Consider the following 24,990-nt stretch of genomic DNA (forward strand, 5'->3'; position numbering starts at 1 on the left):
GTACTGGAGCTAACTAGCCCTTAGTTGCCGGCCAGCTTCTCGCGCAGAGCAGCGAGCTGCTCGTCGGAAGCCAGGGAACCACCGGTGGTCTCCGGAGCGTCCTCGGATGCCGGAGCTGCATCCTCGGACTCGGAGGAGTAGTTGGTGGCAGCCTGCTCGGCAGCCTGCTCGGCGGCGACACGGTGACGCTCGATCTGAGCGGTGTGCAGCTGGTGGCGACGGTCGGCCTCTGCGTAGCGGGCCTCCCATGCCTGACGCTGCTCGTCGAACTCGGGCAGCCACTCGTTGGTCTCCGGGTCGAAGCCCTCGGGGAAGATGTAGTTGCCCTGCTCGTCGTAGGAGTCGGCCATGCCGTACTTGGACGGGTCGAACTCCTCGGTGTAGTCCTCGTCAGCCTGCTTGAGGGACAGGGAGATGCGGCGACGCTCGAGGTCGATGTCGATGACCTTGACCATGGCCTCCTGGCCGACGGTGACAACCTGGTCCGGGACCTCGACGTGGCGCTGAGCCAGCTCGGAGATGTGGACCAGGCCCTCGATGCCCTCCTCGACGCGGACGAAGGCGCCGAACGGGACGAGCTTGGTGACCTTGCCCGGGACGATCTGGCCCACAGCGTGGGTGCGGGCGAAGACGCGCCACGGGTCCTCCTGGGTCGCCTTCAGCGACAGGGAGACACGCTCGCGGTCGAGATCGACGTCGAGAACCTCGACGGTGACCTCGTCGCCGACGGTGACGACCTCAGACGGGTGGTCGATGTGCTTCCAGGACAGCTCGGAAACGTGAACCAGGCCGTCGACACCGCCGAGATCGACGAAGGCGCCGAAGTTGACGATGGAGGAGACAACGCCCTTGCGGACCTGGCCCTTCTGCAGCTGGTGCAGGAACTCGGAGCGGACCTCGGACTGGGTCTGCTCGAGCCATGCGCGGCGGGACAGGACCACGTTGTTGCGGTGCTTGTCCAGCTCGATGATCTTCGCCTCGAGCTCCTGGCCGATGTACGGGTCCAGGTCGCGGACGCGACGCATCTCGACGAGGGAGGCCGGCAGGAAGCCGCGGAGACCGATGTCCAGGATGAGGCCGCCCTTGACGACCTCGATGACGGTACCGGTGACCGGCTCGTCCTTCTCCTGCAGCTCCTCGATCGCACCCCAGGCGCGCTCGTACTGTGCGCGCTTCTTGGAGAGGATCAGACGACCCTCCTTGTCCTCCTTGGTGAGGACCAGTGCGTCGATCTGATCGCCGACCTCGACGACCTCGTCCGGGTCGACGTCGTGCTTGATGGACAGCTCGCGGGACGGGATGACGCCCTCGGTCTTGTATCCGATGTCAAGCAGGACCTCGTCGCGGTCGACCTTGACGACGGTGCCTTCAACGATGTCGCCATCGTTGAAGTACTTGATGGTCGCGTCGACTGCGGCGAGGAAATCCTCAGCGGTGCCAATGTCGTTGATGGCAACCTGAGGGGTAGTGGTGTTGGACATGTGTTGAGTTGCTCCGAGTTGGATAGGAGATAGAAAGTGGGCAGGAACGTGTCTCTCGGTATCCGCCGTTGTCCGACGGGTCGATCTCACCCCACAACTGCCCAGGCCCTCCTATTACAGCCCGTAGCACCGCAAAGCACAGACACGCGCCTAGAACCCTACCTCCTCACCCGCGTGGGAGCAACTACCACGGAAAAGGATTTCATGCGACTGACCTCACCGACCACACCTGACGCAGCGGCCTCGGCCAACCGTTCCTGGTGGGACCAGGATGCCGCCGATTACCACGCCCGTCACGACGCCTACCTCGAGGGTTTCCACTGGTCCCCGGAGATGCTCACCGAGGAGCAGGCGCGCCTGCTCGGCGATGTCCGCGGGCTGAATGTTCTCGAACTCGGCTGCGGTTCCGCCCCCTGTGCCGCATGGCTGGCCCGCGACGGCGTCGGCTTCGTCACGGGTTTCGACATCTCCCGGGAAATGCTCTCCCACGCGGACGGCACCGTCCCCCTGACCCAGGCCGATGCGCAGGCACTCCCCTACCGGGACGGCTCCTTCGACGTCGTCTTCTCCGCCTTCGGTGCGCTGCCTTTCGTCCCCGACGTCACACCCGTGCTTGCCGACGTCGCCCGCGTCCTGAGCCCTTCCGGCCGCCTGGCATTCTCCGTCACCCACCCCATGCGCTGGATCTTCCCCGATGACCCGACGGAATTCGAGGCGCAGATCAGCTATTTCGAGCGCGAGTACGTGGAGACGGACGAGGACGGCACCGTCACCTACGCGGAGTTCCACCGGACCATCGGCGACTGGGTCCGCGCCCTGGTCGCCACCGGTTTCCGGCTCCTGGACATCGTGGAGCCGGAATGGCCGGAGGGCCTGACCCGGACCTGGGGACAGTGGTCACCTGAGCGCGGGCGGATCTTCCCGGGCACCGCGATCTTCGTCGCGGAGCTGGCCTGAGCTCTCCATGACATGGAGCACCGGCCCGTCCCAGTCGAGGTCGATGACCCCGGTCTCCCCGAAGCCCAGGTCCGAGTAATAGCCGACCAGGGTGTCCACACATTCCAGGAGAAACGGCCCCGGATAGGTGCGGTAGCCGTGCTCCACCAGTGCCCGGCCGCTACCTGAGCCCTGGCGGGCGGGGCCGACGCCGAGCCACCGCAGGTAGGAGTATGTCCCTGAACGGGAGGTGGCCCACATGAGCCGTGCGGAGCGGCGTGCGATACGTATGCCCTCCACCGGGCCGGCATGCTGCAGCACCGCCCAACCGAGGGCCAGCTGGTCGCGGAGGGAGGCTGACCAGCCCCGGCCGCTCCGCCACAGGCCGACCCCGGCGACCTCACCGTCCGTGGTCAGGTGCAGCCAGGCGTCACCGGCAGCGGCAGCCGCGCGCACTTCACCGCGGAAGAAGATCGGCAGCACCCGGGCGCGGAGCTCCGCGTCGGGCGACAACGCGCGGAACAGAGCCTCATCACGGAAGGCGCCGGCAAGTACCTCGGCCGCGGCGTCGATGTCCGCGGGCGTCGCAACGCGGATCAGTGCGCAGCCTCATCCCAGTCGGCGCCGGCCCCGGCGGAGACCTCCAGGGGCACGCGCAGGGTGATGGCGGAGTCCATCTCGCGTTCCAGGATGCCGCGGACCTGCTCGAGCTCGCCCGGCGCGATCTCGACGACGAGTTCGTCATGGACCTGCAGCAGCACCCGGGACTTCACCCCGGCGGCGCGCAGTTCGCGGTCGACTCGGATCATGGCCACCTTGATGATGTCGGCGGCCGTGCCCTGGATCGGGGCGTTGAGTGCGGCGCGTTCGGCGTTGTCGCGGGCGACGCGGTTGTCGGAGTTGAGTTCCGGCAGGTAGCGGCGGCGGCCGAAGAGGGTGGAGGTGTAGCCGTCCTTGCGGGCCTGGTCGACGACCTCGGCGAGGTAGCGCTGGACGCCGCCGAAGCGCTGGAAGTAGTTGTCCATGATGCCCTTGGCCTCCCCGGCGGGGATGTTGAGCTGCTGGGAGAGTCCGAAGGCGGACAGGCCGTAGACCAGGCCGTAACTCATGGCCTTGACGCGGCGTCGCAGTTCGGGGGTGACCTGGTCGATGGGGACCTCGAAGACGCGGGAGCCGACGTAGTTGTGCAGGTCCTCGCCTTCCTTATAGGCCTCGATGAGGCCGGGGTCCTGGGAGAGGTGCGCCATGACGCGCATCTCGATCTGCGAGTAGTCGGCCGTGAGCAGACATTCGTAGCCCGCGCCGACGACGAAGGCGGAGCGGATCTTCCGGCCGGCGGGGGTGCGCACGGGGATGTTCTGCAGGTTCGGCTCGGTGGAGCTGAGGCGTCCCGTGGAGGCGACGGTCTGGTTGAAGGTGGTGTGGATGCGGCCGTCGTGCTGGACGGTCTTGATCAGCCCCTCCAGGGTGGTCTTCATCTTCTGGTATTCGCGGTGCGCGAGCAGGTGGTCGAGGAAGGGGTGGGGGTGTTTGAGGGCGAGCTGCTCGATCTCCTTGGCGGCGGTGGACCAGCCGGTCTTCGTCTTCTTCGTCTTGGGCATGCCGAAGGTCTCGAAGAGGACGACCTGCAGCTGTTTGGGGCTGGACAGGTTGAGGGCGGGGTCGTCGGCAAGCTCGCGTGCGGCGGACTCCTCCTCGGCGACCTGCTCGACGAAGGTGGCCAGCTGTTCCTCGAGTGTGGCGACGTCCACCGCGATACCCGTGGCCTCCATGCGGGCGAGAATGCCGGCGAGCGGGATCTCCATGTCGTGGTAGAGCTCGAAGGCCTGGATCTCCTGGAGCTGGCGGGTCAGCTCCTCAGCCAGTTCGAGGATGGCGGCCGCCGAGTCGACGAGCGAGGTGTCGCCGAGCAGGGAGAGCTGGTCCTCTGGTTCGGCGAGCTGGCGCTGCAGGTGGCGCTGGTAGATGTCCCTGAGGTCGTAGGTGCGCTGGCCGGGGCGCAGCAGGTAGGCGGCGATGGCGGTGTCGTGGACGACGCCGTTCAGCTCCATGCTGCGGCCGGCGAACATGTGGAAGGCCGCCTTCGACTCGTGCAGGTACTTCGGGGAATCGGAGGCCAGCCAGTCCGCCAGGACCTTTTCGTCCGCGGGCGCGAGCTCGGCGAGTTCGGCGCTGACGGCGTGGCGCTGCTTATCGACAACCGCCACCGCCGTCACCTCCCCCTGGTTCGGCGTGCCCACGCCCTTCACGTACAGGGCAAGTCCCTGGCCTTGACGCTCGGAGAGCCAGGTGGCGAGCGGGGTGTCGTCGACGACGACGTCGGCAAGCTCGACGCCGGCCTCGACGGTGCCTTCGGTCGGTACGGCGGCCAGGACACGCTCGCGCAGGTTGGCGCCGAACTCGAGGTCGTCGAAACGCTTTGCCACCTCCGCGACATCCGCCGGCCTGAGTGTCAGCTGGTCCGGGCCGACCGGCAGCTCCATGTCGGTGAGCATGTGCGTGAGACGACGGTTGAGACGTACCTGCTCGAGGCGCTCGCGGAAGTTCTCGCCGGCCCTGCCCTTGATCTCATCGGCATGCTCGAGAAGGTTGTCCAGGGTGCCGTACTGCAGGATCCACTTCGTGGCGGTCTTCTCGCCCACACCGGGGATGTTGGGCAGGTTATCGGACGGGTCGCCGCGCAGGGCCGCGAAATCCGGGTACTGCTCCGGGGTCAGCCCGTACTTCTCCTCCACAGCCGCCGGGGTGAAGCGGTGCAGGTTGGACACCCCGCGCATCGGGTAGAGCACCGTGACGTTCTCATTGACCAGCTGGAGGTAATCCCGGTCGCCGGTGATGATCAGCGTCTCATAGCCCAGGGGCTCCGCGGCGGTGGCCAGCGTGGCGAGGATATCGTCGGCCTCATAGTTCGCCTTGCTCAACGTCTGGATACCGAGCGTGCCCAGGACCTCCTGCAGGATGTCCACCTGCCCCTTGAACTCCGGTGGCGAGGCCTCACGCTGCGCCTTGTACTCGGGGAACATCTCCGTGCGGAAGGTCTTGCGCCCCACATCGAAGGCGACGGCCACATGCCCCGGCTTCTCCTCGGCGAGGATGTTCGCCAGCATCGACAGGAATCCGTACACCGCATTGGTGTGCTGACCACCTGTGGTGGAGAAGTTCTCGGCAGGCAGGGCATAGAAGGCACGGAAGGCCATCGAGTGCCCGTCAATGAGCAGAAGGCGGTTGTTCTCGGTCGTCTCAGTCACGCTGTCCAAGTGTAGCCAGGCCCATTGCACCACCGGCAGGCCCGTGCACTAAGATCTTCCCTTGCTGCCCCCGTAGCCCAATTGGCAGAGGCAACGGATTCAAAACCCGTGCAGTGTGGGTTCGAGTCCCACCGGGGGCACTCTGTGCAGGATCCCGCGACACCGCTCCCGTGGTGGCGCGGGATTTTCGTCTCCCTGGCCCTGGCTGGGCCGTAGGTTAGGTCCCGTCATGGACGGTCCGGACACGTATCTCCCGGGATGCGTACTGCCGGACTGGCCCAGTCACCCGCGAGATATGTTTCGGGAGCTATCGGTCGGGACCTATCCCACAACATATCCCCGGGTCCCTGGGGAAATCGATTCCGATAAGAACCTTTTTCGTGACCTGCGACACATGCCGAAGTATTAATATGATTGCCATGAAGAAGTTCACGCGCACCTTCGCGGTCCTCGCCTCCAGCGCCGCCCTGACCTTCTCCGGAATGGGCGTCGCCTCCGCACAGTCCAGCATCAGCGATCTTGAGAGGCTCTCCTCCTGGATCGGCGAACCCGACAACAACGCCCATGCGGAGCGCGAGCTTCGCGATGCTGCCGTCGACTGGGCACGGCGCACCACCAACAACCACCGTGACAGCCTCAACAACCAAGCCCGGGATGCTCACCTGCCCAGGGAAAACGAGTGGCGCTGGTCAAGCGTTGACGGCACCCAGGTCCACAACTCCAACTGGGGCGGCGTCCACTACCGCTTCTACAAGGTGGAACGGAACAAGTACCGGAACATGGTCCGGGACTTCAAGGGCTCCGGCCCCCTGGACGGCTTCCGGAACGGCAAGTACGGCGTCCACGCCCGGACCCAGGGCAACCACGTCTACGTGACCGTCGCCTTCCAGCGCTGACCCCCATCCAACCCAAGCCCCCACCACACCGGTGGGGGTTCAGAACTGCAGGCCGTGACCTTGTGCATAGGTGTTGCCGTCCCGGTCGCGGTAGGGGTAGTCCTCACCGCAGTATTTGCCGGGGACGTCACGGGGTGAGTTCTCGAGGGCCGCGACGTCAGCCGGCAGGCTCATCGGCAGGCGGCCGGCCGGGCCGCCGTCCTCACCGGCCAGGGAGCGCAGCAGGTGGTCGGGGTGGATCTCGAAGGTGCCGATGACGGCCGCTGCATCGGGCTCGATCTCACCCAGCAGCCAGGGGTTGGTGAAGTTGACCACCAGGAGGGTGGGGACGGTCTGCTCGATCTCCCGGACCCGGTCGATGTCGACACCGTTGGCGCGGGGGTCGACGGACAGGGCCACGCCCTCGCGGTCGTCCTCGAAAAGCGCGATCTCGGGGCGGGCCCAGACCAGGGCGATCTCGGCGTCCGCGGGGTCGTCGACGATCTCGGCGCCCGCCCACACGCGCCCGATGGAGTCGACGAGTGTGGCCTGCACGTCGTCGATGAGGGTGCGGCCGGTGACGAACGGGTGCACCTTGACCGGCCTGGTCAGGTCCAGGGGCAGCAGCCCGTCGGAACGCAGGAGGGTGACTGACTGGCGCTGGGCCTTCTCCCCCAGCGCGGCGACCTCGGCGCCGCCGATGATCTCTCCGGCAGCCTCAACATCGACGTAGGGGTTCTCGAAGAGACCGAGCGCGAAGATCTCGGTGAGCAGGCGGGTGCAGGCCTGGTTGAGGTCGGCGTCGGCAAGCAGCCCCTGCTCGATGGCTCTGATCAGCTCGGTGGGGTCGGCCATGTCGGAGAAGATGTCCGTGCCGGCTTTGACGGCCGCGGCGAAGCGCTCGGATTTGCTCAGTTCCTCGACGCCCCAGACCATGGCGTCGATGACGCCGGAATCGGAGTTGACGTAGCCGCGGTGGCCCATGCGGCGGCGCAGCAGCCGCTCGAGGAAGACAGCGTTATAGGCGAAGGCGACCTCCGCGAACTGGGTGGTGGGCCCGGCCCAGAACTGTTCGTCGAGCTGGATGGCGGAGGTGTTCACCGGCCTGGCGTAGTACGGCATGATCGAGCTGGCCCCGGCCACGCACGCCGCCTGGAAGGGCGGCAGGTGGTACTTCTCCAGAGCCCCCTCGGTGGGGTACTCGTTGGTCTGGCCCCACTCGAAATGGGGGTCGTGGCCGTCGAGACGCACGCCACCACCCGGGAAGTGCTTGATGGTGGTGGCCACCGACGTCGCGGACAGTTCCCGGCCCTGCATGCCGCGCACGATGTTGCCGATGTAGGCCGTGACCAGCTCGACATCCTCACCGAAGGTGCCGTTGAAACGCGACCAGCGCGGCTCGGAGGCGACGTCAGCCATATAACCGTAGAGCTTGTGCAGTCCCCCGGCGCGCCATTCCTTCGCGATCTCCGCACCGAAGACCTCCATGAGGTCCGCGTCGTCGAGGGCGGCGAGGCCGAGTTCGTTGGGCCATTCGGAGAAGACACCGGCGGATTCGTTGACGCCGAACTGGGCGACCAGGGCGACGTGGTTGCGCGGGTTGGAGGCGAATACCGCGGGGATGCCCAGGCGGGAGTTCTCCGCGACCTCCTGGACGGTGTTGGTCCAGGTGGCCAGGTCCGCAGGCCCGAGGTTGTCGCGGCAGATGAGGAAGCGCTGGTGGCGGACGTTGACGGCGTTGTCTGTGGAGGAGGTCACCAGGACCGGCTCCGGATAGGGCTGGGAGGTGATGGGGTTGGCGTCACGCCAGACATCCCTGTGGTTGAGGACGCGCCCTTCCTCCGCATGGGGCAGGAACCGGGAGTAGCCGGGATGGTGGGAGCCGATGATCATCAGGCCCGCCTTCTCCTCCGGGGTCATGCGCTGGACGAGGTCGGCGGCGCGTTCCCCGGGGTTCAGCCGCCAGTCCTCGTAGGGGTTGAGTTCCCCGTCGCCGTTGAGGTCGCGGAACTCAAGGTTGTCCCGGGTGATCAGGCGGCCGGTCCGGCTGCCCAGGGCCGGCTGGAGGGGCACGATGGCAGTCATATCCCCAGCGTATCGCCACGGAGGTCACCCCGCCCCGGTAGGATTCAGCCGTATGCGCCGCACACTGATTTCCCTGACCACCGCCGCCACCCTCATCCTGGGTTTCGCACCTGCTGCGCAGGCCGGCCCGTCCTCCCTGCTTCCTCCCGAGGTGAACTCGAAGGTGCAGGAGGTGCCCGCTGAGCTGCGTCCGGGTTCCTCCGGTGCGGAGCTCCTCTCCTCGAACCCGTCCCCGGAACAGCAGCGCGAGGCCGCCATCCTGCTCGGCCGGGACTGGCTCATCGGTTTCGTGGGCGTGGCGGTCATCGGTGGTGTCATCCAGGCCGTCTCGGTGCATGTACGTTAGTCCCGTACACTGAGGGGCTGAAATTTCGAGCCCCCTGACCATGGAAGGCGTGCGCCGAGAAGCCATGACCACCCCCCATCATTATCCAGCCAAGACTCCGCGCACCCCGCTGCACGTCGTGGCCAATCTCATCCGCGGCGCCCTCATCGGCATGGCCGAGCTTGTGCCGGGTATCTCCGGCGGCACCGTCGCGCTGATCATCGGTGTCTACGAGCGCGCACTCAACACCGGCAACCAGCTCCTGCGCCGTCAGTTCTCGCAGGTGGACTGGTTGTTCCTCATCGCCGTGGGCGTGGGCATGGTCACGGCCGTGTTCTCCATGTCGACGGTGCTGGTCACCTTCGTGGAGGGCTACCCCGAGGTGGCCCGCGGCCTGTTCCTGGGCATGGTCGCCGTGTCCATCCTCGTGCCGGTGGGCATGATGGACCCGCAGGACCTGCGCCGCCGCCTGCCGGTGGCCGTCCCGTTGTTCATCGTGGGCGCGGTGCTGGCCTTCCTGGGCACCAGCTTCACCTCTGCCCCGCAGGAGAACCCCTCGCTGGTGATCATCTTCCTGGCCGCGGCCGTCGCCGTGTGTGCCCTGGCTATGCCGGGCCTGTCGGGTTCCTTCCTGCTGCTGGCCTTCGGCCTGTACAACCCGATCATGGCCTCCCTGTCCGACCGGGACTGGGCTGTCATCCTCACGTTCATGGCTGGTGCCCTCGTCGGCATCGCACTGTTCATCCGCGGCCTGACCTGGGTGCTGGAGAACCACCGCACCCTGACCCTGGCATTGATGTCCGGCCTCATGCTCGGTTCCCTGCGCGCCCTGTGGCCCTGGCAGTCCGAGGACGCGGAGCTGCTGGCACCGGGTGAAAACGTGTGGACGGTCGTCGGCGTGGCCGTCATCGGTGCGGTCATCGTCGCCGCCTTCATCATCGCCGACCGCATCGCCACCACCTCCCGGGCCCGCGAGTCCACGGTCGTCGCGGAGTCCGTGCCGGCATGAGCAGACGCCGGTGGAGTGCGCTGGCGGTGATCGCGGCGGCGTCGATGAGCATGAGCGCGTGCGTGACCAACGTCGAGGAGGTCCACCCCGAGGGCTGGACCCCCATCATCCCGGAGGCCGTGCCGGAGATCGCCGCGATGGTGCCGGAATCCGTGGCCGCTGACGGCGTGCTCAGCGGCGGCACCAACCCGCCCTTCGCACCCTTTGAACTCAAGGACTCCGACGGCGCGATCGTGGGTATGGAGATGGACCTTGCGCGTGCCACCGCCGCGGTGATGGGCCTGGAGTTCCGCCCCGTCGAGCAGGACTTCGCCCTGATCATCCCCGCCGTGCAGGCAGGCACCCTCGACGTGGGCACCTCCGGATTCACCGATAATGAGGAACGCCGCCGGTCGGTTGACTTCATCAACTTCCTCTACGCCGGCATCCAGTGGGCCCGGCCCACCGGCACCGACGTCGACCCGGAGAACGCCTGCGGTTTAACCATCGCGGTGCAGCGCACCACCGTCTCCGAGACCGATGACGTACGACCGAAATCGCAGGCCTGCGAGGAGGCGGGCAAGGAGCCCATCACCATCCTGTCCTACGACACCTCCGACAACGCCGCGCTCTCCGCGCTGCTCGGGCGTGCCGACGCCCTGTCCGCCGACTCCCCCGTCACCGCCTGGGCCGTCGCCCGTTCCGACGAGGGTCTTGAGCTGACCGGCGACATGTTCGCCGCCGCCCCCTACGGCTGGGCCGTACCCAAGGATTCCGAACTGGGCCCGGCGATGGCCACCGCCCTGCAGCACCTGATCGACACCGGCGACTACCAGCGCATCCTCGCCCAGTGGGGCGTGGAGACCGGACTGGTGGAACAGGCCATGATCAATGAGAAGGAGATTGACGCATGAGCACCCCCGCCCCCATCCAGGCGAAACCCCTGCGCCATCCCGGCCGCTGGATTCTGGCCGCCATCGTCCTGGGCCTGGCCGCCTGGTTCGTCATCGGCGCCCTGAACAACGAGGCCTACGGCTGGGACATCTACCGCGCCTACCTCCTCGATACCCGCATCGCCACCGCCGCCCTGCACACGCTGGCGCTGACCGTCCTGGCGATGATCCTCGGTGTGGTGCTCGGTGCGACGCTGGCCGTCATGCGGATGTCCCCCAACCCGGTGCTGCGCGGCGTGGCCTGGGTCTACCTGTGGATCTTCCGCGGCACCCCGGTCTACGTGCAGCTGGTCTTCTGGGGCCTGCTCGGCTCCCTCTACCAGTCCATCAACGTCGGCTTCACCGAGATCGAACTCGAACCGCTGCTGCGCAACGCCTTCCTCCTGGCCGTGCTGGGCCTGGGGCTCAACGAGGCCGCCTACATGGCCGAGATCGTCCGTTCCGGCATCTCGTCTGTGCCCGAGGGCCAGATGGAGGCCTCCAAGGCACTGGGCATGAGCTGGACGCTGACCATGCGGCGTACCGTCCTGCCGCAGGCGATGCGCATCATCATCCCGCCGACCGGCAACGAGCTGATCTCCATGCTCAAGACCACGTCGCTGGTCGTGGCCATCCCCTACACCCTCGAGCTCTACGGCCGTTCCATGGACATCGCCGCCGCCCTCTTCGACCCGGTGCCCATGCTGCTGGTCGCCGCCACCTGGTACCTGGCCGTGACCTCCCTGCTCATGGTCGGCCAGTACTACCTGGAGAAGCACTTCGAGAAGGGCGCACGCCGCGAACTGACCGCCCGCCAGCTCGCCGCCCTCGCCGACGCCGAGGGCACCATCCCCGGCAACATCACCGTGAAGGAGTCCTAAGTGACCGACCTGATGATCGACGCCCAGCAGGTGTGCAAGTCCTTCGGCCAGCTGGAGGTGCTCAAAGGCATCGACCTGCAGGTGCCCACGGGCACGGTGACCTGTCTCATCGGCCCCTCCGGCTCCGGAAAGTCCACTTTCCTGCGGTGTGTGAATCACCTGGAGAAGGTCACCGCGGGCCGCCTCTACGTCGACGGCGAGCTCATCGGCTACCGGGAGCGCAACGGTGTCCTCCATGAGATCTCCGAGAAGGAGGCCGCCCGCCAACGCTCGGGAATCGGCATGGTCTTCCAGCAGTTCAACCTCTTCCCCCACCGCACGGTCCTGGAGAACATCATCGAGGCACCGATCCACGTCAAGGGCCAGTCTGCGGCTGCAGCGAAGAAGCGTGCCCTGGAGCTGCTCGAGCAGGTCGGCCTGGCGCACAAGGCCGGTGCCTACCCGGTGCAACTCTCCGGTGGCCAGCAGCAGCGCGTGGCCATCGCCCGCGCCGTGGCCATGGAACCGAAGCTCATGCTCTTCGACGAACCCACTTCCGCGCTTGACCCGGAACTGGTCGGCGAGGTGCTACGTGTCATGCGCCAGCTCGCCGCGGACGGTATGTCCATGATGGTGGTCACCCACGAGATGGGTTTCGCCCGCGAGGTCGCCGACACCGTCGTCTTCATGGACGGCGGCAAGGTCGTCGAGGCCGGCTCCCCGGAGCAGGTCCTGGACAACCCGCAGGAGGGCCGCACCCGCGCCTTCCTCTCCTCGCTGTTCTGACTCACAATCCCCGCGGGTCGAAGATGTTGCGGTGGCCCACGAAATCGAAGATGAAGCGCACGGCCGATTCCCGGTAGTTGAGGAACTGGCCCGTGCGCACCAGGTGGAGCACCTCATCGAGGTCCGCCCACCGCACTTCATCGACCTCCTCGTTGGGCACGGCCAGCTGTGCCAGGTCCACCTCCCGGTGCAGCAGGTAGAAATCGTCGAAGCCGTACTCGAAGTTGAAGGTGAAGCTCGGGCGGGCACCCTCCAGGTCGATGTCCAGGCCCAGTTCCTCGCGTACCTCCCGCATCGCGCCCTGCCGGCTGTTCTCCCCGGCGTGCACGCTGCCGCCGACGGTGAAGTCCCACAGCCCCGGCCAGTCCTTCTTGCTCAGCGTCCGCTTCTGGATGAGCATCTGCCCCGCTCCGTTGAACAGGCACACGTGCACCACCACGTGCAGCTGCCCGTCCACCTGGCCATCCTGACGCACTCCGGTACGTCCCGTGGGCAGGCGGTCGGCGTCGAAGAGGTCCCACAGTTCGATCACGGCAGCCACTCCCCGGCGATGTGCCCGCGGTAGCCGTTGGCGCGCAGCTGCGCCACCCACTGCTCCAGCGGCAGCTCCCCCGTCCCCGGCGCCCCGCGCCCGGGTAGATCGGCGACCTGCACATGTTCGGGCACCACCCCCTCGAGCTCCACGGCGTCGTTGACGGCGAGGTGGTAGAGGTCGAGCAGGAGGCCGCCGTGGCTGAGGAGCGGGGCGGCGTCGATAAGCGTCCTGACGGGATAATCCGGCGCACCGGAGATCGGCTCGATCATCGCCACTCCCCCGAAGCGCTTATCGACGTCCCCCGCCACCGCCGCGAAGCGCTCCACCTGCCGCCCCGTCAGCTGCGCCCCGCCGCGGCCGACGAGCAGGTTGAAACGCTCAACCCCGGTCAGCTCATGGAAACGCTCGATCGCATCAAGGTGCGCGGCCGGCATGTCCTGCTCATGCAGGATCCCGCGGTCCCCGGCTGCCAGGTCACCGCCGAACATGTTCAGCGCCACCAGATTCAACCCGCGGCTGCGCAGCTCCCCCACCACGGCGTTGATCTCCGCGTCCGTGGGATCCGGGACCGGGAACGGCCACCACAGTTCCACATCGGTGGTGGCGGCCGCATCCAGCCCCTGGGTGAGGCTGGAGCGGCCGATGGAGCAGTTCATCGCGGTGATCATGGTCCCACTCTACGATGAGATCATGGACAAGATGGACAGGAAAGTTGCCGTGGTCACCGGTGCCGGCGGGGGCCTCGGCCGGACCTTCGCCACCGCGCTCGCCGAGGAGGGCTGGGCCGTGGCCCTTCTGGGGCGCACCCGCCGCACCCTCGAGGAGACCGCCGAGGGACTCGCCGACGCGCTGGTCGTCCCCTGCGACATCTCCGACGAGGCGAGCGTCGCGGTCGCCTTCCAGGAGATCACCGGCCACTACGGACGCCTCAATCTGCTGGTCAACAACGCCGGCATCCCCGGCCCCACCGGTGAGATCCACACCATCTCCCCTGCCGAGTGGCGCGCGACCCTCGACACCAACATCACCGGCACCTTCCTGTGCAGCCGGCAGGCCTTCGCCTGGATGGCGGCGCACGGGGGCGGACGGATCATCAACAACGGTTCCATCGCCGCCCACTCCCCGCGCGCCGGGGTCGGTGCCTACGCCGCCTCGAAGGCGGCGGTGGCCAGCCTGACGGTGTCGACCTCCCTCGACGGGCGCCCCTACGGCATCACGGCGACCGAGCTGGACATCGGGAACGTGCGCACCGCACTGCTGGGTTCCTTCACCGGTGCCGAGCCGATGTTCGACGCCGCCGAGGCCGCCCGTCTGCTCGTCGCGGTGGCCGCGATGCCGGCGGATGTCAGTGTGGATCAGGTGACGGTGACGGCTGCGGGCATGCCCTACCTGGGGCGAGGATAACTGCAGTTCAGCGGGCCCAAATCCCCCGGAAGGGGGTGTCATGTCGGGGTCGTGGTCTAGCGTGAATGTCGAACGTCAGATCGAACTCCTGCAAGCCACGTGAGGACGTGAGCCCGATCGACCCACTCCACTCCATCAACGACCCCGACGACCCCTACGCCGTGGCCACCATCGAGGCCAACCGCGCCGTATTCAACCTCTGGCGGAGGCTCGCCAACCACGTCAACGCGGAGGTCGACTGCGACGTCAACTACGCCGCTCTCGTCCGCAGCACCGGCCTCAGCCGTCGCGAGATCGAACGCAATCTCATGGCCATGACCACCCTCGATGAACTGCCCTCGCTACGCGCCCACCAGCAGCAGCTGCATCTGCTGGACATGCACCGTCTCCGGGCGATCGACTCCGCCCTGGCGATGGCCGACCGCGGGTACTTCCACGAGCTGGATGAGCGGCTGACCAGCTACCTCACTGCCACCCGCCCCGGCCAGCCGCTGCCCACGGCGCGGGCCATCGCCAAGCGGATCAAGGCCCTGCTTGACGAGCTCGACGCGTCCATCGCCACGGACGAGGAGGAGCCGGAGCTGCCCAGCGCCACCTACTCGATGCGGATCAACGATGACGGCACCGCTGACCTCTTCGCGCGTTTCGACGCCCCCACCGCCGCGGCCATCGACGCCCGTGTCCGCGCCCTGGCCCGCGAGCGGAAGATCGGCTTCGCCGCTGCCCACGCGCTGCTGGTCACCGGTGAGGACAAGGGCATCAAGGTGAACCTGAACCTCTACCGGGCCCACGATGTCCCGGACGCCCCCGTCTACTTCCCCCGCGCCGGTTGGCTCAACCCCGTCCGTGCGCAGGAGTGGCTGACGAAATCCGCCACCGTCCGGGACCTCGATGGGGTCGCAGAATTCTCCACCGACGCCTACCGCACCCCGGAGCGGCTGGAGGCCCTGATCGAGGGCCGCGACGGCGTCTGCCGCTATCCCGGTTGTACGGTGCCGGCCGAGTTCTGCGACAACGACCACATCCGCAACCACGCCGACGGGGGCCGAACGGAGGCGGACAACCTGGCCAAGCTGTGCCGCCACCACCACAACCTCAAGACCAGCGGGCACCTCCGCTACGTCCTGGACACCGTCACCGGACATGTGATCTGGCTGCTGCCCCATGGCCAGTGGCTGGAGGACGAGCCCGAGGGGCCGCTGAGCCCGGATTCGCGCCGCTGGGTGCAGACCTTCGTGCAGCGCCGCGACGCCCGAAATGAGCGGGCCCGCGCACGGGCCCAGGCCAGGAAGCAGGCGCGGGATGAGCTGTCAGAGAAGACCCGAGACACCCCGGACCAGGGCGGTGACGCCACCGGCGGTGGCCAGGACGAGGGCGATGTTGCGTGCCCGTGGTCGGCTGACCTTCTCGCTGAGTCGGACGCCGATCCACAGGCCGAGGGCCATGCCGAGGAGGCCGACCGGCCAGATCAGCCAGTTGGTGTCGGTCAGTGAACCCGCGCCGGAGAGGATCTTCGTGATGAACGACAGTGCACCGGCCACCATGAAGATCGGCTGCAGGGTGGCGGCGAAGGACTGCTGCTGCCAGCGGGAGGCCTGCGCGTAGACGGTGATCGCCGGCCCGGCGATACCGGCGAGGGTGTTCATGAAACCACCCGCGATACCGGCCACGACAGCTGGGGCGGTGCCCTCGGCACGCGGAATGAGACTCTTTCCGAAGGTGGTCACCGCCAGGGCGATGAGCAGCAGCGCGCCGACGAGGGCCTGCAGGAGGGAGCCGGAGACCTCGCGCACCAGCAGGGCCGCGGGGACGGAGCCGACGATGAGCACCGAACCGATGATGGCGAATTTGCGCCAGTCGACGTATTCGCGGACGGTGGCCGTCGTGGCGGCCGCGTTGAAGAAGGCCAGCACATTGACCACGAGGATGCCCTCGACAGGCCCCATGATCACGGCGAGCACGGGGCCGGCGATGAGGCCGAGCCCCATGCCGGAGATGCGCTGCATGGCGGAGCCCACCGCGACGATGAGGAAGATGAGGAGAAGTTCGGCGATCACCCGAACAGATTACCCGTTGGTGCTACGATATTTCGCTTCGACTGCCTCGACGACGGCGTCGGGAAGCAGGCCGCGGACATCGCCGCCGTATTTGGCCACCTCCTTGAGCAGGGAGGAGGAGATGTAGCCGTATTTCTCGTCGGTGAGCAGGAAGAAGGTGTCCACGCCGGTCAGCCGGCGGTTCATCTGCGCCATGGGCAGTTCATACTCGTAGTCCAGCGCGGTGCGCAGGCCCTTGACCAGGGCGGTGATCCCGTGCTTGGTGGTGTACTCCACGAGCAGCCCACCCCACCAGTCGACCCGGACGTTGGGGATGTCCCGGGTCACTGACCTGATCAGTTCCATGCGTTCGTCGATGGTGAACAGGCCCGTCCGCTTGTTCGGGTTGCCGGTGACCAGGACGGTGAGTTCCTCGAAGTGGGCCGCGGCCCGGCGGAAAATGTCCAGGTGACCCATGGTCACGGGATCGAACGAACCGGGGCAGACTGCTCTCACTGGGGGTCCTTTCGGTGGTAGACGGCCATGTCCATGCGCGCCATGCCGTAGGTGCGCTTCTTCAGTTTCTGGGTGGTGGGCTCGTAGCCTTCCGGCCAGTCGGTCTCGGGCGAGGAGCTGTGGCGCTCGACGACGACGGCGGCACCGTCGACAAGCGCGGGGGCGAGGGCCTCGAGCATCTCGCGGACGGATTCGTCGGCGAGTTCATAGGGCGGGTCGGCGAGCACCATGTCGAAGTAGTCGCGCGGGGCGTTCGCCAGGTAGGTCGACGCCTTCATCTCCTCGATCCGCACGGCCGGGTGCTTGACCACACCCGCGTTATGCCGGATGATCTCCACCGCCGCGCGGTCATTCTCCACGAGCACGACCTCCGCCGCGCCACGCGAGGCAGCCTCGAGGCCGAGGGCCCCGGAGCCGGCGAAAAGGTCGAGGACGCGGGCGTCGATGAAGCCGAAACGCACCTGCAGGGAGGAGAACAGTCCCTCGCGGGCCCGGTCGGAGGTGGGGCGGGTGCCGGCGGGCGGGACCTTGATCCTCCGCCCGCGGGCCTCACCGGAGATGATGCGGGTCATTCGTTGACCTCCAGCAGCAGCTGGCCGCCGAGAACATCGGAGAAGTCCTCCCGGGCCAGCTTGCCGACGGTGCCGGGACCGGGGGCGAGCACCGGGGCCTCGAGCTTGACGGCCTCGACGGTGGCCAGGGCGTCACCGGTGGCGACGGTGTCGCCGGCTGCGACGTGGTAGCGCACGATGCCGGCGAAAGGGGCACAGATATCCATGCCCTACACCCTAACTCTTCTCCAGGAACTCCCGGTCAGTACGGTCGATCTCCAGGACGACGCGCTGGGCGAGCAGCGGATGCCGGGCAACCAGCTCCGTGGCGTCGTGGGTGGCGCGTTCGATGAGGGCGTAGTCCTCGATGAGGTTGAGCAGCTTGACGGTGCGCGCTGTACCCGACTGACTGGTGCCCAGCACGTCACCCTCCTGGCGGTGGATGAGGTCGAGTTCCGCCAGCTGAAAGCCGTCGGTGGTGGCGGCCACGCCGGCGATCCGGCCGTCGTTGTCGTGGAGGGTGTGGAAGATGCACGTCGAGGCGTGCCCGCCACGCCCCACCCGGCCGCGGAGCTGGTGGAGCTGGGAGACACCGAAGTTCTCGGCCTCGCGGATGAGCATGACGGTGGCGTTGGGCACGTCGACGCCGACCTCGATGACGGTGGTGGCCACGAGGATCTGGATCTCCCCGGCGGCGAAGCGGCCCATGATGTGGTCCTTGTCCTCGCTGCTCATCCGGCCGTGGAGGTAACCGACGACGAAGTGGCGGAAGGGGCCGTGGCCGAGGAGCTCATAGACCTGGTGGACGCCGCCGTCGCCGTCGATACGCGGGCACACCACGTAGGCCTGCCGGCCGGCCTCCACCTCCCGGCCGATGCGGTTGATGGCCCACCGTATGCCGTCCGGCTTCGACTCGGGGATGACATAGGAGGTGATGGGTTTGCGGCCCCCGGGCAACTCCCGCAGCGTGGAGACCTCCAGGTCGCCGAAAACAGTCATGGCGATGGTGCGTGGGATGGGGGTGGCCGTCATGACCAGCAGGTGCGGGGTCTGCCCCTCCCTCCCCTTCGCACGCAGGCGGGCGCGCTGCTCCACACCGAAGCGGTGCTGCTCATCGACGACGACGAGGCCGAGGTCGAAGAACTCGACGGTGTCCTCGATGATCGCGTGGGTGCCCACCACGATGTCCGCCTGCCCGGAGACGATGTCGAGCAGTGCCTGGCGTTTGACGGCCACCGGCATGGAACCGGTCAGCGGCACCACCGAGACCGGCACCCCGGCGTCGGCGAGCAGGGCCGTCAGCGTACGGGCGTGCTGGACCGCGAGCACTTCGGTGGGGGCGAGCATGGCGCACTGGCGGCCCGCATCAACGGCCTGGAGCATCGCCACCAGGGAGACGACCGTCTTTCCGGAGCCGACCTCGCCCTGCAGCAGCCGACTCATCGGCTCACCCTGGCTGAGGTCCCCGGCGATCTCGCCGATGACGGTACGCTGCCCCGCGGTCAGTTCATAGGGCAGGTCCCCGAGCAGGCGGGCACGGTGGCCCTCCGCCACCGGGGCGAGTGCGGGTGCGTGGCGACGCAGCGTCTCCAGCCGGCGCAGCGCCATGACCAGACCGAGGGTGAGCGCCTCGTTGTATTTGAGCCGCTCCAGGTGCGGTTCCGGGCCCTCGGGGCCGGGGAAGTGGATGCCGCGGACAGCCTCGTCGAAGCTGATCAGACCGGCGGGCACCTCCCCGAGCGGTTCCGGTACCGGGGGCAGGGTGGTCAGGATGTGGCGGATGGCGGCCATGATCCGCCAGGAGGCCACCCGGCTGGTCGCCGGATAGATGGGCACGTGGTCGAGGCCGCGCAGCAGCTCATCGGGATCGCCGTAGAGGGAGAGCGTCTTCAGGGAGGCGCTGCCGGCGGCCCGCTCCCCCGGCCGCGGCAGGATGAGGAAATCGGGGTGCTGCAGCTGCGGCTCACCCCGGTAGAACTTGAGTTTTCCGGCGAACATCGCCCTGGATCCCTCGCGCAGGACCCGGCCCACGTAGGAGGAGTTGAAGAAGGAGGCGGTGAAGACGGTGCGGCCGTCGTTGATGGCCACGCGGATGACACCCTTGCCGTCGCGGGTGTTGAAGTGGCGCACGCCCATGATCTCACCGACGCAGGTGATCATGTCGCCCTCCTGGGCGTCCTCGGCGAGCACGCCGGAACCGTGGCGGGACCAGGCGCGCGGAGTGTGTTCGAGCAGGTCCTGGCAGGTGGTGTAGCCGAAGGCCTTGGTCAGGGCCGTGGCCTCCTTCTTCGGGAGAACATCGGCCAGCAGCCGGTCGTCGGTCCAGCCCAGCACGGCTACTCGACCCCGATCTCCAGCAGATGCCCCAGCCCGTCGGCGGGGTAGGCCATAACGTCGACGTGCAGGGCGGCATCGATCTTATCGACGTCCACCTCCGTCCCCGTCAGCAGGATCACGTGCTCGCCGCCCTCGGCCAGCAGCTCCCGGCAGGCGGCCTCTGCGGCTGCCTCCACGGTGGTGCGGACGTCCGCCGGCGTGAGGATCGCGGTGCGCATCGAGGCTGCCGCCTCGGACATGGTGTAGGCCGCCACCCCGGCCGGTGCCTGCGGGTCGTGCACGCTCAGCGCCGCGATACCGGAGACCAGTCTTCCCGTGGGCACGATGGTGAAGGACTGGTCGAGGGCATGGGTGGCGCGTTCCACCGAGACCAGCTGGCGGCGGTCCAGCAGCCCGTTGGGCAGGAGGATCAGCTCCTCCGCACTGGAGTTGCGCACCTCGGAGAGGATCCCGGAGACGACGTCCTCCCCCGGTGCCACCACCACCGCCCCGGCCTGCCGGTAGAGGTCCGCGACGGATCCCGGCGGGGTGACCGCGACGATGACCCGGCGCGGGGTGGCCACCTGAGGGGCGTCGGGAAGCACCTCGATCCGCAGGTCGGAGACTTCACCGGTGGCGTAGGCCGTCTCGATGACGCGGCCGGGTTCGCGGGAGTGGATGTGGACGCGGGCACTGGTTTCGTCGATACGCGCGAGCACCAGGCTGTTGCCCAGGGCGGCCAGGGCGTCCTCGAGGGTGCCGAGGTCGCCGAGGAAGAAGAACATGACCTCAAGTTCGGCGGTGGGGCCGGTGGTGGTTCCGGTGGGGATGGCGGTGCTGGCGGCGGTGCCGCGGATCTCGGCGAGGAGTGCCTCCAACAGCACGAGGAAGCCCGCTCCCCCGGCGTCGACGACCCCGGCCTCGCGGAGTATGTCGAGCTGGGAGGGGGTGTTGGCCAGGGCGGTGCGGGCGGCATCGACGGCTGCGGGGACGACCTCCTGCAGCTGTTCACCGGCGGCCTCCGCGGCGACGGCTGCTGCACGCAGCACGGTGATGACGGTGCCCTCGACAGGTTCGGCGATGGCGCGGTCGACCAGCTGCACCGCGAGGGTGAGGGCGCGGGCGATGCAGGCGCCGTCGACACGTCCGTGGTCGGCGGAATCCGCGATGGCGCGCAGCACCTGGCTGAGCACGAGGCCGGAGTTGCCGCGCGCACCGCGGACGCTGCCGATGGCCAGGGCGCGGGCCACCTCTCCGACGCCGGGTTCCCCGGCCAGCCGTTCCGCCTCGGCCAGGGCCGCCTCCATGGTGTGGGCCATGTTGGAGCCGGTGTCCGCGTCCGGGACGGGAAAGACGTTGAGGGCGTTGATCTCCGCGCGGCGGGCGGACAGCTCGGCGACGGCCCGGGCCGCCCAGTCGTGGAGTCGGCTGCCGTCTAGCTCTCGCGGATAGGACATAACGCCGTAGTTTACAGCTGCCAGTCCACGGTTTCGGCTCCGACAGACTCCAGGAGCTCATTCGCCCGCGAAAAGGGGCGGGAGCCGAAGAAACCACGGGAGGCGGACAGCGGGGAAGGGTGCGGGGACTCGATGCGCGGGGTGTCGCCGAGGAAGCGGCCGGTGGTCTGGGCGTCGCGGCCCCAGAGGATGGCCACCAGTGGCTGCTCCCGCTGCGCGAGGGCACGGATGGCGGCCTCGGTGACCTCCTCCCAGCCCCGGCCCCGGTGGGAACCGGCCTGGCCGGGGCGCACGGTGAGCACCCGGTTGAGCAGCAGCACCCCCTGCCGTGACCAGGGGCTCAGGTCGCCGTCATCGGGTGCGGGCACGCCGAGGTCCGCGGAGAGTTCCCGGAAGATGTTGGCCAGGCTGCGCGGCAGGGGACGTACCCCGGGACGGGTGGAGAAGCTCAGCCCCATGGCATGCCCCGGCGTGGGGTAGGGATCCTGGCCGACGATGAGCACCTTGACCTGGTCGAAGGGGTCCTGGAAGGCGCGGAGGATGTCGTCCCCGGGCGGCAGGTAGGCGGGTTCGCTGCGCAGGAAGTCGCCGAGGGCATGGATGCGCTCCTCGACCGGTTCCAGTGCGGGTAGCCAGGACTGGTGGACGGGCAGCATCAGAAGCTCACCCAACCGTGGCCGTAGCGGGGTTCCTCGCCGTCGATGGTGACGCGTTCACCGCGCACCACCCGGCCGATGGAGCGGAAACCGGAGGGCGGGTCGCCTGCGGTGGTGGCCAGCAGAGTGTGGTCCTCCCCGCCGGAGAGCACCCACTTCCACGGGTCGGCGTCGAGCAGGTCGGCGGCCTCCATGATCAGGGGTGCCGGGCAGATGTCCGCGGAGTGCAGGTCGATGCCCACCCCCGAGCGGGAGGCGATGGTGTTCAGGTCCACGATCAGTCCGTCCGAGTTGTCGGTCATGGCGGTCGCCCCGGTGGCACGCGCGACGACGCCGCGGCCGGGGTTGAGACGGGGGGCGCAGTGGGCATCGACGAGCGGGGTGAATTTCTCCGGCACCTGCTCCCGCCCGTAGCGCTCCAGCAGGGCCAGGCCGGCCGCGGACCAGCCGATCCGGCCATGCGTGACCACCCGCTGGCCGGGCCGGGCCCGGTCGAGGGTCAGCTCCGGGCGCGAACCGCCCAGGGAACCGATCGCGGTGACGGAGAGCACCAGTTGGTCACCCTCGGTGAGGTCCCCGCCGACGAGTTCGGCGGAGTACTCCCCCACCCGCTGGTGGATGCCGGTGGCCACCCCGCGCACCCAGTCCACCGGGGTGTGGCGCGGGGCGGAGACAGCCAGGAGGGCGGCGATGGGGCGGGCACCCATCGCCTCGATGTCGGCGAAGTTCTGCACGATCGCCTTCTGGCCGATCTCCTCCGGCGTGGACCAGCCGACCTTGAAGTGGCGGCCCTCCACCAGCATGTCCGTGGTGGCCACGGTGCGTGAATTCGGGGAGGCGTGGTTGAGCACCGCGGCGTCGTCACCGTTGCGTGAGGATGGCGCCGCCTCCATGATCGCCTCGATCGTGCGGTGTTCGCCGACCTCCCCGAGCGTCGGGCCGGAATAGTGGGCGGGGAAGATGGTCACGCCAACCCTTTCGATAGACTTGCGGTTCATGAGCTCCGCTGCTTCCCCCCAACCTAGTCGCTCCGGCAAGACCGCCGTCTACCTGTCCCTGGTCCTGGCGGTGGCGCTGGTCATCGGCGTTGTCCTCGGTGCCAAGGTCGTATTCGACCGGGCCGCCAAGCAGCCCGTGGTCATGAGTGAACTGCCCGCCCCGCTGGCGGATTCCCGGGAGTGCGCCGATTTCATCGCCGGTCTGCCGGATGAACTGATCGGGCATAACCGGGCCGAGATCGTCGAACCCGTGCCCGCCGGCGCCGCGGCCTGGACCTCCAGCTCCGTGGAGCGGGTGACCCTGCGATGCGGCGTCGACCTGCCCTTCCAGTACACCGACTACGCCCCCACCGAGACCATCGAGGGGGTCGAGTGGCTGCGGATCACCGACGCCACCCCGGGTTCCACCCTGTCCTCCTGGTACACCGTCGACCGGGAACAGGTTGTCGCCGTCACCGCTGACGAGGAGTCCCTGGGGCGTGCCGGCAACCCGGTCGCCGACCTCGCCGAGAACGTCTCCGCCCTGCCGGCCGCCGAACACGAGCCCTACCCCGCCCCGCTCTCCCGGCTGGCCCCCGCCGGGGACACCGGCGACCGCTGTGCGGATCTCATGGCCGCCCTGCCGGAGACCATCGCGGAGGATTACGAGCGTATCGACGTCGCCGAGCCCCGCACCGCCGCGTGGACAGCCCCGGGTCTCGAGCCCGTCGTCCTGCGCTGCGGTGTCGCCCCGCCGGAGAACTACCGCCCGGGTCTGCAGCTCAACCAGGTCAACGACATCGTCTGGTTCGAGGACACCACCCTGGCCAACGGCACCACGTCCTCGACCTGGTTCGCGCTCGGCCGCGACATCGACATTGCCGTCAGCGTCCCTCAGGCGACGGGCAACGCCGCCGTCGTGGAGCTGGGCGAGATCATCGCCGCGGAGACTGCAGAGCAGTAGTAACGAGGACGTCGAGAAGCTCCTCGTAGGGCACGCCTGAGGCGGCGAACATCTGCGGGTACATCGAGATCTGCGTGAAACCCGGCATGGTGTTGATCTCGTTGAGCACCGGGCCCTCCTCCGTGAGGAAGAAGTCGACGCGTGCCAGACCCTGGCAGTTCAGTGCCCGGAAGGTCTCGATCGCCATCTCCCGGAGCCGGTTGTTGGTCTCCTCGCCGAAGGGTGCGGGGATGGTCGGGGTGACCACGTCGTCGAGGTATTTCGTCTCGAAGCCGTAGAAACCCTCATCCGAGTCGTTGGTGTTGTTCAGCTTCGCCGGCACGGAGGCCACCAGCGTGCCGTCCGGGTACTCGAGGACACCGACCTCGACCTCCGCGCCGACCAGCTCTGCCTCGATGATGACCTTGGCATCGGATTCCCGCGCCAGCGCCACGGCAGCCGGCAGCTGCGACCAGTCGCTCACCTTCGACACCCCGATTGAGGAACCGCCGCGGGCGGGTTTGACGAAGACGGGCAGGCCCAGCATGTGGCGCTGCTTCTCGTCCAGGTCATCCTGCCCCTCCCGCAGGATCACCTCAGCGGTGATGGGCAGGCCCTCTGCCGCGGCGAGCTTCTTCGTGAACTCCTTGTCCATGCCGCAGGCCGAGGACAGCACGCCCGTGCCCACATACGGCACACACGCCATCTCGAGCATGCCCTGGATGGTGCCGTCCTCACCGAAGGGGCCGTGCAGGACCGGGAATACGACGTCGAGCCGGGCGTGCTCCGTACCGGCGGTGAGGTTGCGCACCAGGCCGCGCTCGGCCGGGTTGAAGGAGAGCGAGAGCTCCGCACCGGGCACCACGGAGGGCAGCTGCCCCTCCCTGATCATCAGCGCCGTGGGATCGGCCTCACCCACCGTCCACATCCCCTCACGGGTGATGCCGATCGGCACGACCTCGTATCTGGACGGGTCGAGGTGCGACATCACCGCCCCTGCGGACACGCACGACACTGAATGCTCGCTGCTGCGGCCGCCGTAGATGACGCCGACCGTGATGCGCTGTGGTTGTTCCATGACGG

The 24,990-nt window shown here is 68.1% G+C and carries 24 protein-coding genes and 1 tRNA gene; 10 read left to right on the plus strand and 15 right to left on the minus strand.

Features of this window, described 5'->3' with window-relative positions:
- Positions 1-20: 20 nt before the first annotated feature.
- Complete coding sequence (gene rpsA, locus EAH68_RS00390; protein WP_126119343.1) at positions 21-1,481, minus strand: 30S ribosomal protein S1; 1,461 nt, start codon at positions 1,479-1,481, stop codon at positions 21-23.
- Positions 1,482-1,685: 204 nt separating this feature from the next.
- Here rpsA and EAH68_RS00395 point away from each other — a divergent pair, with 204 nt between their 5' ends.
- Positions 1,686-2,438, plus strand: coding sequence for a class I SAM-dependent methyltransferase (locus EAH68_RS00395; protein ID WP_126119344.1), 753 nt, complete (start codon positions 1,686-1,688; stop codon positions 2,436-2,438).
- On the opposite strand, the gene EAH68_RS00400 is transcribed toward EAH68_RS00395, so the two are convergent.
- Both EAH68_RS00400 and polA read right to left on the minus strand, forming a co-directional pair.
- On the minus strand, positions 2,379-2,930 hold the full coding sequence (locus tag EAH68_RS00400) for a GNAT family protein (protein ID WP_126119345.1): 552 nt from the start codon (positions 2,928-2,930) through the stop codon (positions 2,379-2,381). The two genes, EAH68_RS00395 and EAH68_RS00400, sit on opposite strands and share 60 nt — an antisense overlap.
- An 83-nt stretch (positions 2,931-3,013) precedes the next feature.
- Complete coding sequence (gene polA / locus EAH68_RS00405) at positions 3,014-5,635, minus strand: DNA polymerase I (protein ID WP_126119503.1); 2,622 nt, start codon at positions 5,633-5,635, stop codon at positions 3,014-3,016.
- Between the two features lie 96 nt (positions 5,636-5,731).
- On the opposite strand from polA, the gene EAH68_RS00410 reads away from it, so the two are divergent.
- Positions 5,732-5,805: transfer RNA gene (locus EAH68_RS00410), tRNA-Leu, on the plus strand.
- A gap of 279 nt (positions 5,806-6,084) precedes the next feature.
- Positions 6,085-6,561 carry a hypothetical protein gene (locus EAH68_RS00415; protein WP_126119346.1) on the plus strand — a complete coding sequence of 159 codons (477 nt, stop codon included), beginning with the start codon at positions 6,085-6,087 and terminating at the stop codon, positions 6,559-6,561.
- Between the two features lie 39 nt (positions 6,562-6,600).
- On the opposite strand, the gene EAH68_RS00420 is transcribed toward EAH68_RS00415, so the two are convergent.
- Positions 6,601-8,625, minus strand: coding sequence for a glycoside hydrolase family 3 protein (locus EAH68_RS00420; RefSeq protein ID WP_126119347.1), 2,025 nt, complete (start codon positions 8,623-8,625; stop codon positions 6,601-6,603).
- Between the two features lie 52 nt (positions 8,626-8,677).
- Here EAH68_RS00420 and EAH68_RS00425 point away from each other — a divergent pair, with 52 nt between their 5' ends.
- Genes EAH68_RS00425 through EAH68_RS00445 form a run of 5 tightly spaced genes read left to right on the plus strand, consistent with a single transcriptional unit; the run spans position 8,678 to position 12,516 of the window.
- Positions 8,678-8,971, plus strand: coding sequence for a hypothetical protein (locus EAH68_RS00425; protein WP_126119348.1), 294 nt, complete (start codon positions 8,678-8,680; stop codon positions 8,969-8,971).
- Between the two features lie 40 nt (positions 8,972-9,011).
- Positions 9,012-9,959: a DUF368 domain-containing protein gene (locus EAH68_RS00430; protein WP_439647598.1), complete on the plus strand. Its 948-nt coding sequence runs from the start codon at positions 9,012-9,014 to the stop codon at positions 9,957-9,959.
- Positions 9,956-10,852 carry an ABC transporter substrate-binding protein gene (locus tag EAH68_RS00435; RefSeq protein WP_126119350.1) on the plus strand — a complete coding sequence of 299 codons (897 nt, stop codon included), beginning with the start codon at positions 9,956-9,958 and terminating at the stop codon, positions 10,850-10,852. Before EAH68_RS00430 ends, EAH68_RS00435 begins: the two co-directional genes overlap by 4 nt.
- Positions 10,849-11,751, plus strand: a complete 903-nt coding sequence (locus EAH68_RS00440) for an amino acid ABC transporter permease (protein ID WP_126119351.1) — start codon at positions 10,849-10,851, stop codon at positions 11,749-11,751. Before EAH68_RS00435 ends, EAH68_RS00440 begins: the two co-directional genes overlap by 4 nt.
- Positions 11,752-12,516 carry an amino acid ABC transporter ATP-binding protein gene (locus tag EAH68_RS00445; RefSeq protein WP_126119352.1) on the plus strand — a complete coding sequence of 255 codons (765 nt, stop codon included), beginning with the start codon at positions 11,752-11,754 and terminating at the stop codon, positions 12,514-12,516.
- A 1-nt stretch (position 12,517) separates the two neighbouring features.
- On the opposite strand, the gene EAH68_RS00450 is transcribed toward EAH68_RS00445, so the two are convergent.
- Positions 12,518-13,048, minus strand: a complete 531-nt coding sequence (locus EAH68_RS00450; protein ID WP_206436323.1) for an NUDIX hydrolase — start codon at positions 13,046-13,048, stop codon at positions 12,518-12,520.
- Complete coding sequence (locus tag EAH68_RS00455; protein WP_126119353.1) at positions 13,045-13,719, minus strand: TIM barrel protein; 675 nt, start codon at positions 13,717-13,719, stop codon at positions 13,045-13,047. The genes EAH68_RS00450 and EAH68_RS00455 overlap by 4 nt, the downstream gene beginning before the upstream one ends.
- Here EAH68_RS00455 and EAH68_RS00460 point away from each other — a divergent pair.
- Positions 13,694-14,455 (plus strand): SDR family oxidoreductase, encoded by a 762-nt coding sequence (locus EAH68_RS00460; RefSeq protein WP_241228220.1) that lies wholly within the window; start codon positions 13,694-13,696, stop codon positions 14,453-14,455. The two genes, EAH68_RS00455 and EAH68_RS00460, sit on opposite strands and share 26 nt — an antisense overlap.
- A 1,310-nt stretch (positions 14,456-15,765) precedes the next feature.
- On the opposite strand, the gene EAH68_RS00470 is transcribed toward EAH68_RS00460, so the two are convergent.
- From EAH68_RS00470 to EAH68_RS00505, 8 genes are read right to left on the minus strand one after another with little or no spacing between them, the layout of a single operon-like run.
- Positions 15,766-16,509, minus strand: coding sequence for a sulfite exporter TauE/SafE family protein (locus EAH68_RS00470; RefSeq protein ID WP_126119506.1), 744 nt, complete (start codon positions 16,507-16,509; stop codon positions 15,766-15,768).
- Between the two features lie 12 nt (positions 16,510-16,521).
- Positions 16,522-17,007: a pantetheine-phosphate adenylyltransferase gene (coaD, locus tag EAH68_RS00475; RefSeq protein ID WP_126119354.1), complete on the minus strand. Its 486-nt coding sequence runs from the start codon at positions 17,005-17,007 to the stop codon at positions 16,522-16,524.
- On the minus strand, positions 17,004-17,579 hold the full coding sequence (gene rsmD, locus EAH68_RS00480) for a 16S rRNA (guanine(966)-N(2))-methyltransferase RsmD (protein WP_126119355.1): 576 nt from the start codon (positions 17,577-17,579) through the stop codon (positions 17,004-17,006). The genes coaD and rsmD overlap by 4 nt, the downstream gene beginning before the upstream one ends.
- Positions 17,576-17,785, minus strand: coding sequence for an acyl-CoA carboxylase biotin carboxyl carrier protein subunit (locus tag EAH68_RS00485; protein ID WP_126119356.1), 210 nt, complete (start codon positions 17,783-17,785; stop codon positions 17,576-17,578). The genes rsmD and EAH68_RS00485 overlap by 4 nt, the downstream gene beginning before the upstream one ends.
- 10 nt (positions 17,786-17,795) lie before the next feature.
- On the minus strand, positions 17,796-19,892 hold the full coding sequence (locus EAH68_RS00490) for an ATP-dependent DNA helicase RecG (protein WP_126119357.1): 2,097 nt from the start codon (positions 19,890-19,892) through the stop codon (positions 17,796-17,798).
- A 2-nt stretch (positions 19,893-19,894) separates the two neighbouring features.
- Positions 19,895-21,331, minus strand: a complete 1,437-nt coding sequence (locus EAH68_RS00495) for a DAK2 domain-containing protein (RefSeq protein ID WP_126119358.1) — start codon at positions 21,329-21,331, stop codon at positions 19,895-19,897.
- Between the two features lie 11 nt (positions 21,332-21,342).
- On the minus strand, positions 21,343-21,987 hold the full coding sequence (locus tag EAH68_RS00500; RefSeq protein WP_126119359.1) for a uracil-DNA glycosylase: 645 nt from the start codon (positions 21,985-21,987) through the stop codon (positions 21,343-21,345).
- Positions 21,987-22,985 carry a thiamine-phosphate kinase gene (locus EAH68_RS00505; protein ID WP_126119360.1) on the minus strand — a complete coding sequence of 333 codons (999 nt, stop codon included), beginning with the start codon at positions 22,983-22,985 and terminating at the stop codon, positions 21,987-21,989. The genes EAH68_RS00500 and EAH68_RS00505 overlap by 1 nt, the downstream gene beginning before the upstream one ends.
- Between EAH68_RS00505 and EAH68_RS00510 the strand changes: the two genes are divergently transcribed.
- The gene (locus EAH68_RS00510) at positions 22,984-23,928 is read left to right on the plus strand and encodes a DUF3515 domain-containing protein (protein ID WP_126119361.1); all 945 of its coding nucleotides are present in this window, start codon (positions 22,984-22,986) and stop codon (positions 23,926-23,928) included. The two genes, EAH68_RS00505 and EAH68_RS00510, sit on opposite strands and share 2 nt — an antisense overlap.
- On the opposite strand, the gene EAH68_RS00515 is transcribed toward EAH68_RS00510, so the two are convergent.
- Positions 23,900-24,985, minus strand: a complete 1,086-nt coding sequence (locus EAH68_RS00515; RefSeq protein WP_126119362.1) for a D-alanine--D-alanine ligase family protein — start codon at positions 24,983-24,985, stop codon at positions 23,900-23,902. The two genes, EAH68_RS00510 and EAH68_RS00515, sit on opposite strands and share 29 nt — an antisense overlap.
- Between the last annotated feature and the right edge of the window lie 5 nt (positions 24,986-24,990).

The organism is Corynebacterium hylobatis, from assembly GCF_003955685.1.
Classification (GTDB): Bacteria; Actinomycetota; Actinomycetes; order Mycobacteriales; family Mycobacteriaceae; genus Corynebacterium; species Corynebacterium hylobatis.

Excerpts from the sequence above, each read along its gene's own strand:
- rpsA (WP_126119343.1), bottom strand. The coding sequence starts at position 1,481 with ATGTCCAACACCACTACCCCTCAGGTTGCCATCAACGACATTGGCACC.
- EAH68_RS00395 (WP_126119344.1), top strand. The coding sequence starts at position 1,686 with ATGCGACTGACCTCACCGACCACACCTGACGCAGCGGCCTCGGCCAAC.
- EAH68_RS00415 (WP_126119346.1), top strand. The coding sequence starts at position 6,085 with ATGAAGAAGTTCACGCGCACCTTCGCGGTCCTCGCCTCCAGCGCCGCC.
- EAH68_RS00420 (WP_126119347.1), bottom strand. The coding sequence starts at position 8,625 with ATGACTGCCATCGTGCCCCTCCAGCCGGCCCTGGGCAGCCGGACCGGC.
- EAH68_RS00425 (WP_126119348.1), top strand. The coding sequence starts at position 8,678 with ATGCGCCGCACACTGATTTCCCTGACCACCGCCGCCACCCTCATCCTG.
- EAH68_RS00430 (WP_439647598.1), top strand. The coding sequence starts at position 9,012 with ATGGAAGGCGTGCGCCGAGAAGCCATGACCACCCCCCATCATTATCCA.
- EAH68_RS00435 (WP_126119350.1), top strand. The coding sequence starts at position 9,956 with ATGAGCAGACGCCGGTGGAGTGCGCTGGCGGTGATCGCGGCGGCGTCG.
- EAH68_RS00440 (WP_126119351.1), top strand. The coding sequence starts at position 10,849 with ATGAGCACCCCCGCCCCCATCCAGGCGAAACCCCTGCGCCATCCCGGC.
- EAH68_RS00460 (WP_241228220.1), top strand. The coding sequence starts at position 13,694 with ATGGAGCAGTTCATCGCGGTGATCATGGTCCCACTCTACGATGAGATC.
- EAH68_RS00455 (WP_126119353.1), bottom strand. The coding sequence starts at position 13,719 with ATGATCACCGCGATGAACTGCTCCATCGGCCGCTCCAGCCTCACCCAG.
- rsmD (WP_126119355.1), bottom strand. The coding sequence starts at position 17,579 with ATGACCCGCATCATCTCCGGTGAGGCCCGCGGGCGGAGGATCAAGGTC.
- EAH68_RS00485 (WP_126119356.1), bottom strand. The coding sequence starts at position 17,785 with ATGGATATCTGTGCCCCTTTCGCCGGCATCGTGCGCTACCACGTCGCA.
- EAH68_RS00495 (WP_126119358.1), bottom strand. The coding sequence starts at position 21,331 with ATGTCCTATCCGCGAGAGCTAGACGGCAGCCGACTCCACGACTGGGCG.
- EAH68_RS00500 (WP_126119359.1), bottom strand. The coding sequence starts at position 21,987 with ATGCTGCCCGTCCACCAGTCCTGGCTACCCGCACTGGAACCGGTCGAG.
- EAH68_RS00510 (WP_126119361.1), top strand. The coding sequence starts at position 22,984 with ATGAGCTCCGCTGCTTCCCCCCAACCTAGTCGCTCCGGCAAGACCGCC.
- EAH68_RS00505 (WP_126119360.1), bottom strand. The coding sequence starts at position 22,985 with ATGAACCGCAAGTCTATCGAAAGGGTTGGCGTGACCATCTTCCCCGCC.
- EAH68_RS00515 (WP_126119362.1), bottom strand. The coding sequence starts at position 24,985 with ATGGAACAACCACAGCGCATCACGGTCGGCGTCATCTACGGCGGCCGC.